The following is a 13,979-nucleotide window of genomic DNA, read 5'->3' as shown; positions in this document are numbered from 1 at the left end:
CCCTGCGCTGGCTGCTGGCTGATTCCGCACAGCCTATGCGCTGCCACAAGCCCACCACCCGGCCCGATGCGGCCACGACCACACTCCGTGACCAACTGTCACGAGCGGATGACGCACCGGCGATAGTTACGACACACCGACACCCCGTTTGTGTACCCCGCTTCCACATGAGGCGTCCCATTTGGCACTCTGTTCCAGCAACTCGGGGGATTGCAGGAGGGGAAGACACGCACCATGTACGCACCACCGACGCCCACGCAGGGTGACCCACGCCTCAACTGGAGCAGCACCGAGCCCTCCCACGCCCCGTTACTGCGCTTCCGCAGGGACGGCATCCTCCCCACCGTCGGCGCCGCGCTCTCCGTACGTGGCGAAACCCTCACCTGCACCGCGGGCCGCGGAGACCGACCGCCCACCCTGCATCCACTCGTTCAGGACTTTCTGGACACCCTCACCAGTGGACAGCGCGAACGCTTCACCGGGCGCTGCCCCGAAGCGATCCTGCTCTCCCGCCACCTGACCGCCACCGACGCGAGCCGCTCCAAGCGCGCCCAGCGCAAAGCACTCACCCACGGCGAAGCACGCCGCTCGCTCAAGCACGCCAAACTGACCGCTCGACGCATCCGCGAGGACGGCGACCCGCTGCACGGCAGCTACGCCGCCCCCTGCCGCTCCTGTACGGCGATGCTCGCGCACTTCGGTGTACGCACCGTGGACCCCACCTCGACTGTCGAGAACGGCTGACCGCACCTCCATGCCCGACCACCTGAGCACCACCCGGTTCCCGGTCAACGTCGACGCCGCCCTCCGCGAGGCGGGATGGCAGCCGGGCCGCTGGGACATCAAACTCGCCGAACAGTGGGCCGACGCCCTGCGCGCCCACGTCTCACCCGGCGGCCACCGGCACAGCGTCTTCCCCGCGGCCGTCGAGGCATGGGCCGAATTCGGCGGCCTCCACATCACGGCCCCCGGCGCCGGCCGCCAGATCGCCCCCGCGACCCTCCGCTTCGACCCCCTCGCCGGCCTGCACCTGGCCCGCACCCTGGCGGACCTCGGACGCGCGCTCGACACGGAGATCTCCCCCCTGGGAGAGGAGGTCGAACAGCAGGCGGTCCTCGCCATAGACCTGGAGGGCCGGGTCTACGGCCTGGACCACACCGGCGACTGGTTCCTGGGCCAGGACATCGACGCGGCACTGGCGACGCTGATCACCGGGGTACAACCGACACGACTGGTGACGGGCTAACGCTCCCCCAGCGGCAACACCGCTGACACCCTGAACCCGCCCGCATCCGTCGGCCCCGACACGAACACACCACCCAGCCGCGTCACCCGCTCACGCATGCCCACCAGACCGTTCCCCCCGCTCGGAAGATGCGCGTCCGCAGCCTCCGCGTCCGAAGGACCGTTCTCCACCTGCATCGCGACCTCGGCCTCCCGATGCGCCAGCCGGACCACGACCTTCGCCCCCGCCGCATGCTTGTGCACGTTGGTCAGCGCCTCCTGCACCACCCGGTACGCCGTCCGCTCGACCTCCGCCGCATACGCGCGCACCTCACCGAGCACCGTCAGCTCGACCACCGCACCCGCCTGCCGGGACTGCTCGACCAGACCCTCCAGCGCATCCAGACACGGCCCGTCCTCCGAAGCCGCCTCCGCCGCCGCGGCCGCCGCCCGGCCCACCGCCGCCAACGGAACCGGAGAATCCGAAGACCCCACGGCCGGCACCGCGTCCTCCCGCAGCACACCCAGCATCTCGCGCAGCTCCGTCAGCGCCTGCCGGCCCATGTCACCCACAAGCGCCGCGTTCTTCACCGCCTTCTGCGGATCCTTCAACGCGACCGCCTGCAACGCCGCCGCGTGCACCACCATCAGCGACACCCGATGCGCGACCACATCGTGCATCTCCCGCGCGATCCGCGTCCGCTCCTCCTGCCGCGCCCACTGCGCCCGCTGCTCCGCCCGGTCCGCGAGCAGCGACAGCTCCTGCTCCAGACTGTCGGCACGCTCCCGGAGACTCTCCATGAGCCGCCGCCGGGCCCCTATATAGAGACCGGAGAGAAGCGGAGGCGCGTTGAGGCCCAGCGTGAGGAAGACCGCGAGGACCGGCGCGTACCAGCTGCTGGGATCGGAACCCGGCTGATCGGCGTCGGCCTGCGCGAGGTCCTGGCGGACCCGCACCATCGTCACGACGAAGACGGCGACCGTCGACATACCGGCGAGCGCGGCCGTGATCCGCCGGGGCACCTCGGAGGCGGCGAGCGAGTACAGCCCGACGATCCCCATCAGATAGCCCATCTCGGCGGGCGTCACGGCGATCGAGACGAGAACGACGACGATCGGCCACCGCCGCCGCACGAGCAGCACGGAACCGACCATCAGCCCGAACAGCACCCCCACGGGCACGGGCAGCCCCGCCTTGTCGGCGAAGCCGACACCTTCGAGCCCGCACTCCAGCGCGGACACCGCCGCCAGCCCGACGTCGAGCACCGCACTGCGCCGTCTCCCCCACCACCACAGGCCACGGGGCGTCATGCCCGTCGCGTCCTGGTGTGCCCCCGTTGTGGTCATGCCCTCCAGCGTACGGGCGGGGGCGAATCATTTTCCGAAGACCACGGGACCCGGAAGAACCGCACGTCAACACCGCGCACACGCCAGTCCCTCGAACAGTTGAATCGCCCAGGCTTTCGACCCGGACGTCCGCATTCCGGACGATGGTGTTCGTATGACATCCACCACGGGCAGGTACGCGGACTTCGAGAGCCTGCGCGAACAGGCGATCGCGTTACGCCGCGAGGGCCTCAGCCGGCGCCAGATCCGCGACCGCCTCCGCGTCGACAACAACGACATCCTGAACCGCCTCCTGGAAGGAGAACCGGCCCCGGACTGGACGAAACGCCCCAACGCGAAGGACGACCTCCGGGCCCGCGCGCGCGAGATGCGCGCGCAAGAGTGGGATCACGAGCTCCAGGTGCGAGACGCCGTGCGCCGCAAGACCAAGGACGACGCCGCTCTTGAGGTCGGAGCGCTGTCCGCCCGGGAGCTCTTCCTCGTGGGCGTCTCCCTCTACTGGGCCGAAGGCTCCAAGGACAAGCCGTACGACCGTCGGGAGCACGTCATCTTCGTGAACAGCGACACCGACGTGATTCGGGTGTACGTCGCCTGGCTCGATCTCCTCGGAATCGAGCGGGAGTGCATGCGGTTCCGCGTCATGATCCACGAGTCGGCGGACGTGGCCGCCGCCGAGCTCCACTGGGCGGAGGTTGCGGGCATCGACACATCGCGTCTCAGCCGGACGACGCTCAAGAAGCACAACCCCAAGACCGTCCGCAAGAACGTCGGCGAGGCCTACCGAGGCTGTCTGGTCATCTCCGTTCTGCAGAGCGCTGAGCTGTACCGACGCATCGAAGGATGGTGGAGGGGCATCGCGTCCGATGCCCAAGCCCGGCTCGGGTAAGGTCTGGTGTAGATCCGCCGTGGGGTAGCGGCATCCCGCAGGCCTTTGGAGCCTTGAGACGCTGGTTCGAATCCAGCCGGCGGAGCACACCTCGGGTCCCGACCGGTCGGTCGGGACCCGCACTCATTTCTGCTCCAGAACCCCCCGGTATCCTGCGGGTGTCCACCACCCGAAGCCGAAGGGCATTCCCGTGAGCGCCAACCGCCCGGCCGCCGTCGTCGTCCTCGCAGCGGGTGAGGGCACCCGCATGAAGTCGAAGACCCCCAAGGTCCTGCACGAAATCGCCGGACGTTCCCTTGTCGGGCACGTCGTGTCCGCCGCGCGTGAGCTGGAGCCCGAGCACCTCGTCGTGGTCGTCGGGCACGCCCGCGAGAAGGTCACCGCGCACCTCGACGCCCACTACGCCGGCACCCGTACCGCCGTCCAGTACGAGCAGAACGGCACCGGTCACGCCGTCCGCATGGGGCTCGAGGAGCTGGGTCAGGCCCCCGACGGCACCGTCGTCGTGGTGTGCGGCGACACCCCGCTGCTGTCCGGGGAGACCCTGAAGGCCCTCGCCTCCACCCACGCCGCCGACGGCAACGCCGTCACCGTGCTGACCGCCGAGGTGCCGGACTCCACCGGCTACGGGCGCATCGTCCGTGACGCCGCGACCGGTGCCGTGACCGCGATCGTCGAGCACAAGGACGCGACCGACGAGCAGCGCGCGATCATGGAGATCAACTCCGGTGTGTTCGCCTTCGACGGCCGGCTGCTCGCCGACGCCCTGGGCAAGGTCCGGACGGACAACAGCCAGGGCGAGGAGTACCTCACCGACGTGCTGTCGATCCTCCGTGAGGCCGGTCACCGGGTCGGCGCGTCGGTCGCCGGTGATCACCGCGAGATCCTCGGGATCAACAACCGGGTGCAGTTGGCCGAGGCTCGCGCGCTGCTGAACCGGCGGCTGCTGGAGGCCGCGATGACGGCCGGTGTGACGGTGGTCGACCCGTCCTCGGTGTTCATCGACGTCACGGTGACGTTCGAGCCGGACGCGCTGATCCACCCGGGTACGCAGCTGCTGGGTGCGACGCACATCGGTGAGGACGCCGAGGTCGGCCCGAACACGCGCCTGAAGGACACGACGGTGGGCAAGGGCGCGCGGGTGGACAACACGGTCGCCGACTCGGCTGTGATCGGCGAGAGCGCGTCGGTGGGTCCGTTCGCGTATCTGCGTCCGGGCACGAACCTGGGCCGCAAGGCCAAGGCGGGTACGTATGTGGAGATGAAGAACGCGGCGATCGGTGAGGGTACGAAGGTCCCGCATCTGTCCTACGTGGGCGACGCGACGATCGGTGAGTACACGAACATCGGTGCGGCGAGCGTCTTCGTGAACTACGACGGTGAGGCGAAGCACCACACGACGATCGGGTCGCACTGCCGTACCGGGTCGGACAACATGTTTGTGGCACCCATCACGATCGGGGACGGTGCGTACACGGCTGCCGGGTCTGTGATCACCAAGGACGTACCGGCGGGTTCGCTGGCCGTCGCCCGTGGCCAGCAGCGGAATATCGAGGGTTGGGTGGCGCGGAAGCGGCCTGGCAGTGCTGCTGCGCAGGCGGCTCAGGCGGCTGCCGAGGAGCCTGCCGGCGAAAGCTGACCGGAAACGGGTGCGTCGAACTCGGCGTACCGTGATACGTGCACATAAATTCGGCTGGCTCGCACACGCGCACGGGAGCGTTGTGGTGGCGACCAGAGGACACGTCTGAGGAGACAGTGCTGTGACCGGGATCAAGACGACCGGCGAGAAGAAGCTGATGCTCTTCTCCGGCCGCGCCCACCCCGAGCTGGCCGAGGAGGTCGCGCACCAGCTGGGTGTCGGTCTCGTGCCGACCAAGGCTTTCGACTTCGCGAACGGTGAGATCTACGTCCGTTTCCAGGAGTCGGCTCGTGGCGCGGATTGCTTCCTGATCCAGAGCCACACGGCTCCGATCAACAAGTGGATCATGGAGCAGCTGATCATGATCGATGCTCTGAAGCGGGCTTCCGCGCGGAGCATCACCGTGATCATCCCGTCGTACGGTTATGCCCGTCAGGACAAGAAGCACCGTGGTCGTGAGCCGATCTCGGCGCGTCTGGTCGCCGATCTGCTGAAGACGTCGGGTGCGGACCGTATTCTCACGGTCGATCTGCACACGGACCAGATCCAGGGCTTCTTCGACGGTCCGGTGGACCACCTGTCGGCTCTGCCGGTGCTGGCGGACTACGTGGGCAACAAGGTCGACCGTACGAAGCTGACGATCGTGTCTCCGGACGCGGGTCGTGTGCGGGTGGCGGACCGGTGGTGCGACCGTCTGGACGCGCCGCTGGCGATCGTGCACAAGCGCCGTGACAAGGACGTCGCCAATCAGGTGACGGTGCACGAGGTCGTCGGTGACGTGAAGGGCCGGGTCTGTGTCCTGGTCGACGACATGGTGGACACGGGTGGCACGATCTGCGCCGCGGCGGACGCGCTGTTCGCGCACGGTGCGGAGGACGTCATCGTGACGGCGACGCACGGCATTCTCTCGGGGCCGGCTGCCGATCGTCTGAAGAACTCGAAGGTGAGCGAGTTCGTGTTCACGGACACGCTGCCGGTGCCGAGTTCGCTGGAGCTGGACAAGATCACGGTTCTGTCGATCGCGCCGACGATCGCGCGTGCGGTGCGTGAGGTGTTCGAGGACGGTTCGGTGACGAGCCTCTTCGAGGAGCACTGAGCCGTAGCCGGATCGACGGAGAGGCCCGCTTCCCTGCTGGGGGGCGGGCCTTTCCGTCTGCTCCGGGGAGTGCCTGGTGATCCAATTGGGTGGGGCGGCGGGTGGCGAGTAGACTGCCGTAGTTGCTCGGCGAGGGAGGCCGTACCGGTGAGGTGCGGCGGTCCGTTATCGACGCGCTCTTCGTAGCAGGCCAGTCGTGGCCGGGTAGCCACACTGTTCCGTTTCTGCTTACGAGGAGTGCATATGTCCGAGGTGAAGATCTCCGCCGAGATCCGTTCCGAGTTCGGCAAGGGTGCCGCCCGCGCCGTCCGCCGCGAGAACAAGGTTCCCGGTGTTCTCTACGGTCACGGCACCGAGCCGGTCCACGTGACCCTTCCGGGCCACGAGCTGCTGCTGGCGCTCCGTACCCCGAACGTCCTGCTGGCCCTGGACGTCGACGGCAAGAGCGAGCTGGCGATCCCGAAGGCCGTCCAGCGTGACGCGATCAAGGGCTTCCTGGTCCACGTCGACCTGCTGCTGGTCAAGCGTGGCGAGAAGGTCACGGTCGAGATCCCGGTCCAGGCCGAGGGCGAGCTGGCCGCCGGTGGCAACCTGCTGGAGCACGTGCTGAACACGCTCTCCGTCGAGGCCGAGGCCACCCACATCCCCGAGGCCGTCTCGGTCTCCGTCGAGGGCCTGGAGGCCGGTGCCTCCATCCTCGCCCAGGACATCGCGCTCCCGAAGGGCACGAGCCTGGTGACCGACGCCGACGCCGTCGTGCTGCAGGTCCTGGCCGCGCAGGCCGAGGAGCCGGCCGCCGAGGGTGAGGGCGAGGCCGGCGAGGCCGCCGCCGAGGGCGCCGAGGCCTGAGCCGTAGGCTCTGCCTGACGCGGACGGGGTGGTGGGCTGCGGCCCGCCACCCCGTTCCGCTGTTCCGCTGTTCCGCGCCCGGTGCGCGGACGATCCGAGTAGTACGCAGACGAGGAGACGCCCCACGATGACGGACGACGCGAACGCCCCCTGGCTGATCGTCGGTCTCGGCAATCCGGGCCCCGAGTACGCCGCGAACCGCCACAACGTGGGTTTCATGGTGGTGGATCTGCTCGCCGAGCGCATCGGCGGGAAGTTCAAGCGGGCGCAGAAGGCGCAGGCGCAGGTGGTGGAGGGCCGGATGGGTCCTCCGGGGCCGGCGAACCGGCGGGTGATCCTGGCGAAGCCGATGTCGTACATGAATCTGTCGGGTGGCCCGGTGACGTCGTTGCGGGATTTCTACAAGGTGCCGACGGCGCACGTCGTGGCGATCCATGACGAGCTGGACATCGATTACGGTGTGCTGCGCTTGAAGGTCGGCGGGGGCGACAACGGGCACAACGGCCTGAAGTCGATGACGAAGGCGATGGGCGCGGACTATCACCGGGTGCGGTTCGGTATCGGGCGTCCGCCGGGGCGGATGCAGGTCGCGGACTTCGTGTTGAAGGACTTCTCTTCGTCGGAGCGCAAGGAGCTCGACTATTTCGTGGACCGGGCGGCGGATTCCGTCGAGTGCCTGGTGGCGGAGGGTCTGGAGCGGGCGCAGTCGGCGTACAACTCCTGACGGTTCCCTCGTCGCGGTACGACTGTACGATCGCGGGTCATGACGCACGCCCGTAACGCCGCCATGGCCCTGATCGCCCTGCTGCTCCTCGTCGCCGGAGCCTGGTCGTCGTGGGGTACGGCGCAGCACGTCCTGCTTCCGAAGGGCCGTGAGCACGGCACGTTGACGGTGACCGGCTGCAACGACGAGACGTGCAGCGGCCGTTACGTCCCGGAGGGTTCGCCGTCGCCGCATGCCACGCTGACGATCGCCCGTTCGGTCGCCGCCGACAAGGGGCAGACGCTGCCCGTGGTGGTGAAGCCGGGGACGAGCGAGGCGGTGCGTACGGGCTGGGGCGGCGGTCTGCACGCCTGGCTGCCGCTGGGCGGGGCGCTGTTGTTGGCGGCGCCGCTCATCGGGGGTGGGCTGCGGCTGACGAGGACGGCGTGGTCGATGGCGGGCGTGGGCGGGGTGTTGTTGCTAGGGGCGTTCTTCGCCCTCTGACCGGCCATTTCCGGTCGTCGTGGCGTGATCCGTCCGGATCGTTATGAGCCTTTGGGTTAAGGGTGACTTAAACGTGCGGATAGGCTGCCTCCGCCACCTCCCACGGCGACCCTCTCAACTCCCAGATGGACGACTGCACATGCGACGATCCCTCATCCCCGCAGCCGCGCTTGTCGCGGCCATAGCGGGCTCCCTGGCTCTTGCCCCGGTGGCCTCGGCCTCCGACGGCCCGACGGTCCTTCCCCTGCACCAGGCGAAGGACCTTCCGCTGACCGCTTCCGGGTGGACCGGCGACAAGGAGAAGGTCTGTGGCGACATCCCCACGGGCCAGGACGGCTGGCACTTCGTGCTGCCGGGCAGCGGCAAGGGCGACAGCGCCGTCTTCACCAAGCTGACGGTGGAGTTCAAGCCGGGCGGCGTACAGACCATCACGGTCTTCGGCCCTCCGTCCGACAAGCACGCCTACGTCGGCTCCGCGCCGGGCGCCGAGCTCATCTCGGCATCGGCGGAGGTCAAGGGCACCTTCAAGAAGGAGTGGTTCAACCTCTCCCACACCTGCCCTGCCAGCACCACCCCGACGCCGACGGACACGCCGTCCGAGACCCCTTCGGGCACCCCCTCGGAGACCCCGTCCGAGACGCCGTCGGAGACGCCCTCCGGCACGCCGAGCGAGACTCCCCCGACCGGTACGCCGAGCGATTCCCCGTCGTCCTCGGAGTCCCCGTCGACGGGTGCGACCCCGTCCGCCTCCACCGGCAGCTCCGACGGTGACCTCGCCGAGACGGGCTCCAGCGCCCCCGTCGGCATCATCGCCGCCGTCGCCGTCGCCCTCGCGGGTGCCGGCTCCGTCCTGGTGATGCGCCGCCGCAAGGCGACCCAGCAGCACTGAGGCCGGTAGGAACGAAGTGCCCCCGTCGGTCCGGCCGACGGGGGCACTCGTGTCTGTGCGGCGGCGTCAGCCGGTGTTGCGCAGGCCCGCCGCCACGCCGTTCACCGTGAGCAGCAGGGCTCGGGCGAGCAGCGGGTCCGGGTCCTCGCCGCGCTCGGCGGCGGCGCGCTGGCGGGCGAGGAGGGCGACCTGGAGGTAGGAGATCGGGTCCAGGTAGGCGTCGCGGATGGAGAAGGTCTGCTGGAGCACCGGGTTGGAGTCCAGGAGCTTCTCGCCACCGGTGATCTTGAGGACCTCGGCGACGGTCAGCGCGTGCTCGGCCTCGATGGTGTCGAAGACGTGCTTGAGCTCGTCCGGCACGAGGGTGTCGACGTAGTGGCGGGCGATCCGCAGGTCCGTCTTGGCCAGCGTCATCTCGACGTTGGAGAGGAAGTTGCGGAAGAAGTGCCAGCGCTCGTGCATCTCGCCGAGGACCGCTTCGAGGCCGGCCTCGCGGAGGGCCTTGAGGCCGGAGCCGACGCCGAACCAGCCGGGGACGATCTGGCGGGACTGGGTCCAGCCGAACACCCACGGGATGGCGCGGAGTCCGTCGAGGGAGACGCCGGAGCCGGGGCGGCGCGAGGGCCGTGAGCCCAGGTGCAGGTCGGCGAGCTGGTCGACGGGGGTGGAGGCGAGGAAGTACGCCGGCAGGCCGGGGTCCTCGACGAGCTTGCGGTACGCGGTGTGGGCGGCCTCCGAGACGGTGTCCATGGCGGCGTCCCAGCGGGCGAGGGACTCGTCGGACTGGCGCGGCGCGGTGTGCAGGGCGGAGGCCTGCAGCGTGGCGGCGACGGTCAGTTCGAGGTTCTCCCGGGCCAGGGACGGGATGAGGTACTTGTCGGAGATGACCTCGCCCTGCTCGGTCACCTTGATCTCGCCCTCCAGGGTGCCCCAGGGCTGGGCGAGGATGGCGTCGTGCGAGGGGCCGCCGCCGCGGCCGACGGTGCCGCCGCGGCCGTGGAAGAGGCGGAGCCGTACGCCGTAGCGGTGGGCGACGTCGCGGAGCCGGCGCTGGGCGCGGTGGATCTCCCACTGGGAGGTGGTGATGCCGCCGAACTTGGAGGAGTCGGAGTAGCCGAGCATGACCTCCTGGACGTCGCCGCGGAGGGAGACGAGGCGGCGGTAGGAGGGGTCGGCCAGCATGTCGTTGAGGATGACGTCGGCGGCCTTGAGCTCGTCGGTGGTCTCCAGGAGCGGCACGATGCCGATCTTGGCCCAGCCGGCGTGCAGGTCGATGAGGCCGGCCTCGCGGGCGAGGACGGTGGCGGCGAAGACGTCGTCGGCGCCCTGGCACATCGAGATGATGTACGACTCGATGACCTCGGGGCCGAAGCGCTCGAAGGCCTCCTTGACGGTGGCGAAGACGCCGAGGGTCTTCTGTCCCGCGGCGTCCAGCGGTGCGGGCGTCGGGCCGAGGGGGCGGCGGGAGCGCAGTTCCTTGGCGAGGAGCTTCTGCCGGTAGTCGCGGGGCATGTCGGCGTAGCGCCAGGACTCCTCGCCGAGCCGGTCGAAGAGCTGGCCGAGGGCGTGGTGGTGGGCGTCGGCGTGTTCGCGGACGTCCATGGTGGCGAGCTGGAGGCCGAACGCGGACAGGGTGCGGATGGTGCGGTCCATCCGGCCGTCGGCGAAGAGCGCGCCGCGGTGCTCGCGCAGCGAGGTCTGGATCAGGGCGAGGTCCTGGACCAGCTCGGAGGTGCCGAGGTAGTCGCGGCCCTCCTGGTGCTTGGTGCCCTTGGCGAGGCGGTCGCGGGTGTTGACGAGCTTCTGGCGGATGCAGGTGGCCTTGAGCCGGTAGGGCTCCTCGGCGTTGAGCCGCTTGTAGCGGGGGCTGATCTCCGGCAGGGCGTCCAGGTCGCGCTGGAGGGAGGCGAGGAGCTCCTCGGTCGCGCCCGCGTAGCGGATGGAGTTGGAGAGGAAGCCGCGCAGCTCGTCGACGAGTTCGAGGGCGTCGGTGATGCCGTGCTCGTGCTGGAGGATGAGGACGTCCCAGGTCACCTGGGGGGTGACGTTGGGGTTACCGTCGCGGTCGCCGCCGATCCAGGTGCCGAAGGTCAGCGGGCGGGTGCCGGCGGGCAGCTCGACGCCGACGCGTTCCAGTTCGGCGGCGAGGTCCTCCAGGACGTCGCCGACGGCGCCGGCGTGCAGCTCGTCGAGGTAGTAGATGGCGTTGCGGGCCTCGTCGGCGGGCTCGGGGCGGACGACCCGGAGCTCGTCGGTCTGCCAGATGAGGTCGATGTTCTCGGCGAGCCGCAGGTCGTGGCGGCGTCGGTCGGCCTCGATGACCGGCGTCTCCAGGAGGGCGGCGATCCGGCGCAGCTTGTTGAGGACCGAGCGGCGGGCGGCCTCGGTCGGGTGCGCGGTGAAGACGGGCCGTACGTTGAGGTTCCGTACGGTGTCGCGGACGTGCTGCGGGTCGCCGTCCTTGAGCATGTCCGCAGTGCGGGCGAGGAGGCCGCCCTCGGCGGCGCGCTTCTCGCGCATCTCACGGCCGCGGTGGACCTGCTCGGTGACGTTGGCCAGGTGGAAGTACGTGGAGAAGGCGCGGACCAGCTTGGTCGCGGTCTCCAGGTCGGTCTCCCCCAGCAGCTCGGCGGCGGCCTCGCCGTCCTCGCGGGTGAGCGAGCGGACCTTCTCGACGAGGTCGAGGAGCTCGTGGCCCTCCTGGCGGACGAGTGTCTCGCCCAGCAGATCGCCCAGTCGGCGGATGTCGGAACGCAGCTCGGCGTTGTCGGTGGGGGTCTGGTCGGCACTGCTCACAGGTGCGGCTCCTTGCAGTGTTCGGGCACATCTGGAGGGGTACTGAAGGCTTGCGGACCGCGCTGTCCGACGCGAACAGGATAGGTGTCCATCCCTTGGACACTCGCTAGCCCCTCGTGTGCCCTCTTGCCGCGCGCCACGGCGCTGCCATACTTACGTCGCCGTAGGTTACGGTCCCGTAGGCTCGGCTCCATTCCCTCACCCTCACCCCCCAGGGGACGCCCATGACCTCCAGCCCCGAGGTTCTCGAACCCGCCGGCAAAGACCTCAAGGACCGCTCGGTTCCGCCCTCCGCCACGCTCGGCGGGGACAACAAGCGTTCGATCGAGCAGATCACGCTGCTGCTGTTCATCATGGTGCCGTTCCTGGCGCTGCTGGCCGCGGTGCCGCTGGCCTGGGGCTGGGGGGTGAGCTGGCTCGATCTGGGCCTGCTGGTGGCGATGTACTACATCGGCTGTCACGGCATCACGATCGGTTTCCACCGGTACTTCACGCACGGCTCGTTCAAGGCGAAGCGTCCGCTGCGGATCGCGCTCGCGGTCATGGGCTCGCTGGCGGTGGAGGGCCCGCTGGTGCGGTGGGTGGCGGACCACCGCAAGCACCACAAGTTCTCCGACGCGGAGGGTGATCCGCACTCGCCGTGGCGGTTCGGCGAGTCGGTGCCGGCGCTGATGAAGGGCCTGTGGTGGGCGCACATCGGCTGGATGTTCGACGAGGAGCAGACTCCTCAGCACAAGTACGCGCCGGATCTGATCAAGGACCCGGCGATCCGGGCGATCTCCCGCCAGTTCGTCTACTGGACCATCCTGTCGCTGGCGATCCCGCCGCTGGTCGGCGGTCTGGTGACGATGTCCTGGTGGGGTGCGTTCACGGCGTTCTTCTGGGGTTCGCTGGTCCGGGTCGCGCTGCTGCACCACGTCACGTGGTCGATCAACTCGATCTGTCACGCGGTGGGCAAGCGGCCGTTCAAGTCGCGTGACCGCTCGGGCAACGTGTGGTGGCTGGCGGTGCTGTCGTGCGGCGAGTCCTGGCACAACCTGCACCACGCGGACCCGACGTCGGCGCGCCACGGTGTGCTGCGCGGCCAGGTCGACTCCAGCGCGCGGCTGATCCGCTGGTTCGAGCAGCTGGGCTGGGCGTACGACGTGCGCTGGCCGAACGCCTCGCGGATCGAAGCCCGGCGCCGGGGCGAGCCTGTCGACGCGGCATGATGGAGAGCGTGGCGATCGACGGCAGTACCAGCGGCAGCGAGAACAAACCACGGCGTGGACGCCGGGTGAGGATGACGGGCGCGGAGCGCCGCGAGCAGCTGCTGGACATCGGCCGGACCCTCTTCGCCGCCAAGGGCTTCGAGGGCACGTCGGTGGAGGAGATCGCGGCGAAGGCCGGGGTCTCCAAGCCGGTGGTGTACGAGCACTTCGGCGGCAAGGAGGGGCTGTACGCGGTCGTGGTCGACCGTGAGATGCGGCAGCTGCTCGACATGGTGACGGGGGCGCTGACGGCGGGCCATCCGCGGGAGCTCCTGGAGCAGGCGGCGTTCGCGCTGCTGGACTACATCGAGCGGTACACGGACGGTTTCCGGATCCTGGTCCGTGACTCGCCGGTGGCGCAGTCGACGGGCACGTTCGCGTCGCTGATCAGTGACATCGCGACGCAGGTCGAGGACATTCTGGGTCTGGAGTTCAAGGCCCGGGGTTTCGATCCGAAGCTGGCGCCGCTGTACGCGCAGGCGCTGGTGGGCAGTGTGGCGCTGACGGGTCAGTGGTGGCTGGACGTCCGCAAGCCGAAGAAGGCGGAGGTGGCCGCGCATCTGGTGAACCTGGCGTGGCACGGTCTCGACGGTCTGGAGCAGAAGCCGCGCCTGATAGGGCACCGCAAGAGCTGAGTCCGGCCGCGGCTCCGGTCGGTCCCGGCAGCGTGGGCGGGGTGATCGCTGCCGGGGATATCCGTTGAGCTCCTGTCGGTGATCGGCGGTATGCTCCGCTCCACATCCGGGGGGGTGTTCGCCCTTCGTAAGCGCTTGCGCGCGGAGGTGTCGCGGACCCT

At 69.4% G+C, this 13,979-nt stretch carries 13 protein-coding genes and 1 tRNA gene; 12 read left to right on the top strand and 2 right to left on the bottom strand.

What is annotated here, in order from left to right; all coding sequences use genetic code 11:
* Positions 1–234: 234 nt before the first annotated feature.
* Positions 235–744, top strand: a complete 510-nt coding sequence (locus ACF1G2_RS28285; protein ID WP_391800997.1) for a YwqJ-related putative deaminase — start codon at positions 235–237, stop codon at positions 742–744.
* Positions 745–754: 10 nt separating this feature from the next.
* Positions 755–1,246 carry an SUKH-3 domain-containing protein gene (locus tag ACF1G2_RS28280; RefSeq protein ID WP_391800996.1) on the top strand — a complete coding sequence of 164 codons (492 nt, stop codon included), beginning with the start codon at positions 755–757 and terminating at the stop codon, positions 1,244–1,246.
* Here the strand turns inward: ACF1G2_RS28280 and ACF1G2_RS28275 are convergent.
* Positions 1,243–2,571, bottom strand: a complete 1,329-nt coding sequence (locus ACF1G2_RS28275) for a sensor histidine kinase (protein ID WP_391800995.1) — start codon at positions 2,569–2,571, stop codon at positions 1,243–1,245. The two genes, ACF1G2_RS28280 and ACF1G2_RS28275, sit on opposite strands and share 4 nt — an antisense overlap.
* A 154-nt stretch (positions 2,572–2,725) precedes the next feature.
* Here ACF1G2_RS28275 and ACF1G2_RS28270 point away from each other — a divergent pair, with 154 nt between their 5' ends.
* The 8 genes from ACF1G2_RS28270 (at position 2,726) to ACF1G2_RS28235 (ending at position 9,137) form a co-directional block, all read left to right on the top strand.
* The gene (locus ACF1G2_RS28270; protein WP_391800994.1) at positions 2,726–3,457 is read left to right on the top strand and encodes a hypothetical protein; all 732 of its coding nucleotides are present in this window, start codon (positions 2,726–2,728) and stop codon (positions 3,455–3,457) included.
* A 13-nt stretch (positions 3,458–3,470) separates the two neighbouring features.
* A tRNA-Gln gene (locus ACF1G2_RS28265) sits at positions 3,471–3,542 on the top strand.
* 105 nt (positions 3,543–3,647) lie between these two features.
* Positions 3,648–5,096, top strand: coding sequence for a bifunctional UDP-N-acetylglucosamine diphosphorylase/glucosamine-1-phosphate N-acetyltransferase GlmU (gene glmU / locus ACF1G2_RS28260; protein WP_391800993.1), 1,449 nt, complete (start codon positions 3,648–3,650; stop codon positions 5,094–5,096).
* Positions 5,097–5,217: 121 nt separating this feature from the next.
* On the top strand, positions 5,218–6,192 hold the full coding sequence (locus ACF1G2_RS28255) for a ribose-phosphate diphosphokinase (protein WP_352188491.1): 975 nt from the start codon (positions 5,218–5,220) through the stop codon (positions 6,190–6,192).
* Between the two features lie 243 nt (positions 6,193–6,435).
* On the top strand, positions 6,436–7,041 hold the full coding sequence (locus ACF1G2_RS28250) for a 50S ribosomal protein L25/general stress protein Ctc (protein ID WP_391800992.1): 606 nt from the start codon (positions 6,436–6,438) through the stop codon (positions 7,039–7,041).
* A gap of 127 nt (positions 7,042–7,168) precedes the next feature.
* Positions 7,169–7,765, top strand: a complete 597-nt coding sequence (gene pth / locus ACF1G2_RS28245) for an aminoacyl-tRNA hydrolase (protein ID WP_391800991.1) — start codon at positions 7,169–7,171, stop codon at positions 7,763–7,765.
* A gap of 39 nt (positions 7,766–7,804) precedes the next feature.
* Entirely contained in the window at positions 7,805–8,248 is a 444-nt protein-coding gene (locus ACF1G2_RS28240; RefSeq protein ID WP_391800990.1) for a hypothetical protein, read from the top strand.
* 139 nt (positions 8,249–8,387) lie between these two features.
* On the top strand, positions 8,388–9,137 hold the full coding sequence (locus ACF1G2_RS28235) for an LPXTG cell wall anchor domain-containing protein (RefSeq protein WP_391800989.1): 750 nt from the start codon (positions 8,388–8,390) through the stop codon (positions 9,135–9,137).
* A gap of 66 nt (positions 9,138–9,203) precedes the next feature.
* On the opposite strand, the gene ppc is transcribed toward ACF1G2_RS28235, so the two are convergent.
* A complete protein-coding gene (ppc, locus tag ACF1G2_RS28230) occupies positions 9,204–11,933 on the bottom strand; it encodes a phosphoenolpyruvate carboxylase (RefSeq protein WP_391800988.1) in 2,730 nt (909 codons plus the stop codon).
* Positions 11,934–12,157: 224 nt separating this feature from the next.
* On the opposite strand from ppc, the gene ACF1G2_RS28225 reads away from it, so the two are divergent.
* Together ACF1G2_RS28225 and ACF1G2_RS28220 are read left to right on the top strand one after the other, a co-directional pair.
* Entirely contained in the window at positions 12,158–13,144 is a 987-nt protein-coding gene (locus ACF1G2_RS28225; RefSeq protein ID WP_391800987.1) for an acyl-CoA desaturase, read from the top strand.
* Entirely contained in the window at positions 13,144–13,818 is a 675-nt protein-coding gene (locus tag ACF1G2_RS28220) for a TetR/AcrR family transcriptional regulator (protein ID WP_383178713.1), read from the top strand. The genes ACF1G2_RS28225 and ACF1G2_RS28220 overlap by 1 nt, the downstream gene beginning before the upstream one ends.
* Positions 13,819–13,979 lie beyond the last annotated feature (161 nt).

The sequence above is a fragment of the Streptomyces sp. NPDC013457 genome (genome assembly GCF_043089925.1).
Lineage (GTDB): Bacteria > Actinomycetota > Actinomycetes > Streptomycetales > Streptomycetaceae > Streptomyces.
This window is presented reverse-complemented; position numbering and strand designations above follow the sequence as displayed.

Coding starts and splice junctions, on each gene's coding strand:
- ACF1G2_RS28285 (WP_391800997.1), top strand. CDS start 235: ATGTACGCACCACCGACGCCCACGCAGGGTGACCCACGCCTCAACTGG.
- ACF1G2_RS28280 (WP_391800996.1), top strand. CDS start 755: ATGCCCGACCACCTGAGCACCACCCGGTTCCCGGTCAACGTCGACGCC.
- ACF1G2_RS28275 (WP_391800995.1), bottom strand. CDS start 2,571: ATGACCACAACGGGGGCACACCAGGACGCGACGGGCATGACGCCCCGT.
- ACF1G2_RS28270 (WP_391800994.1), top strand. CDS start 2,726: ATGACATCCACCACGGGCAGGTACGCGGACTTCGAGAGCCTGCGCGAA.
- ACF1G2_RS28250 (WP_391800992.1), top strand. CDS start 6,436: ATGTCCGAGGTGAAGATCTCCGCCGAGATCCGTTCCGAGTTCGGCAAG.
- pth (WP_391800991.1), top strand. CDS start 7,169: ATGACGGACGACGCGAACGCCCCCTGGCTGATCGTCGGTCTCGGCAAT.
- ACF1G2_RS28240 (WP_391800990.1), top strand. CDS start 7,805: ATGACGCACGCCCGTAACGCCGCCATGGCCCTGATCGCCCTGCTGCTC.
- ACF1G2_RS28235 (WP_391800989.1), top strand. CDS start 8,388: ATGCGACGATCCCTCATCCCCGCAGCCGCGCTTGTCGCGGCCATAGCG.
- ACF1G2_RS28225 (WP_391800987.1), top strand. CDS start 12,158: ATGACCTCCAGCCCCGAGGTTCTCGAACCCGCCGGCAAAGACCTCAAG.
- ACF1G2_RS28220 (WP_383178713.1), top strand. CDS start 13,144: ATGGAGAGCGTGGCGATCGACGGCAGTACCAGCGGCAGCGAGAACAAA.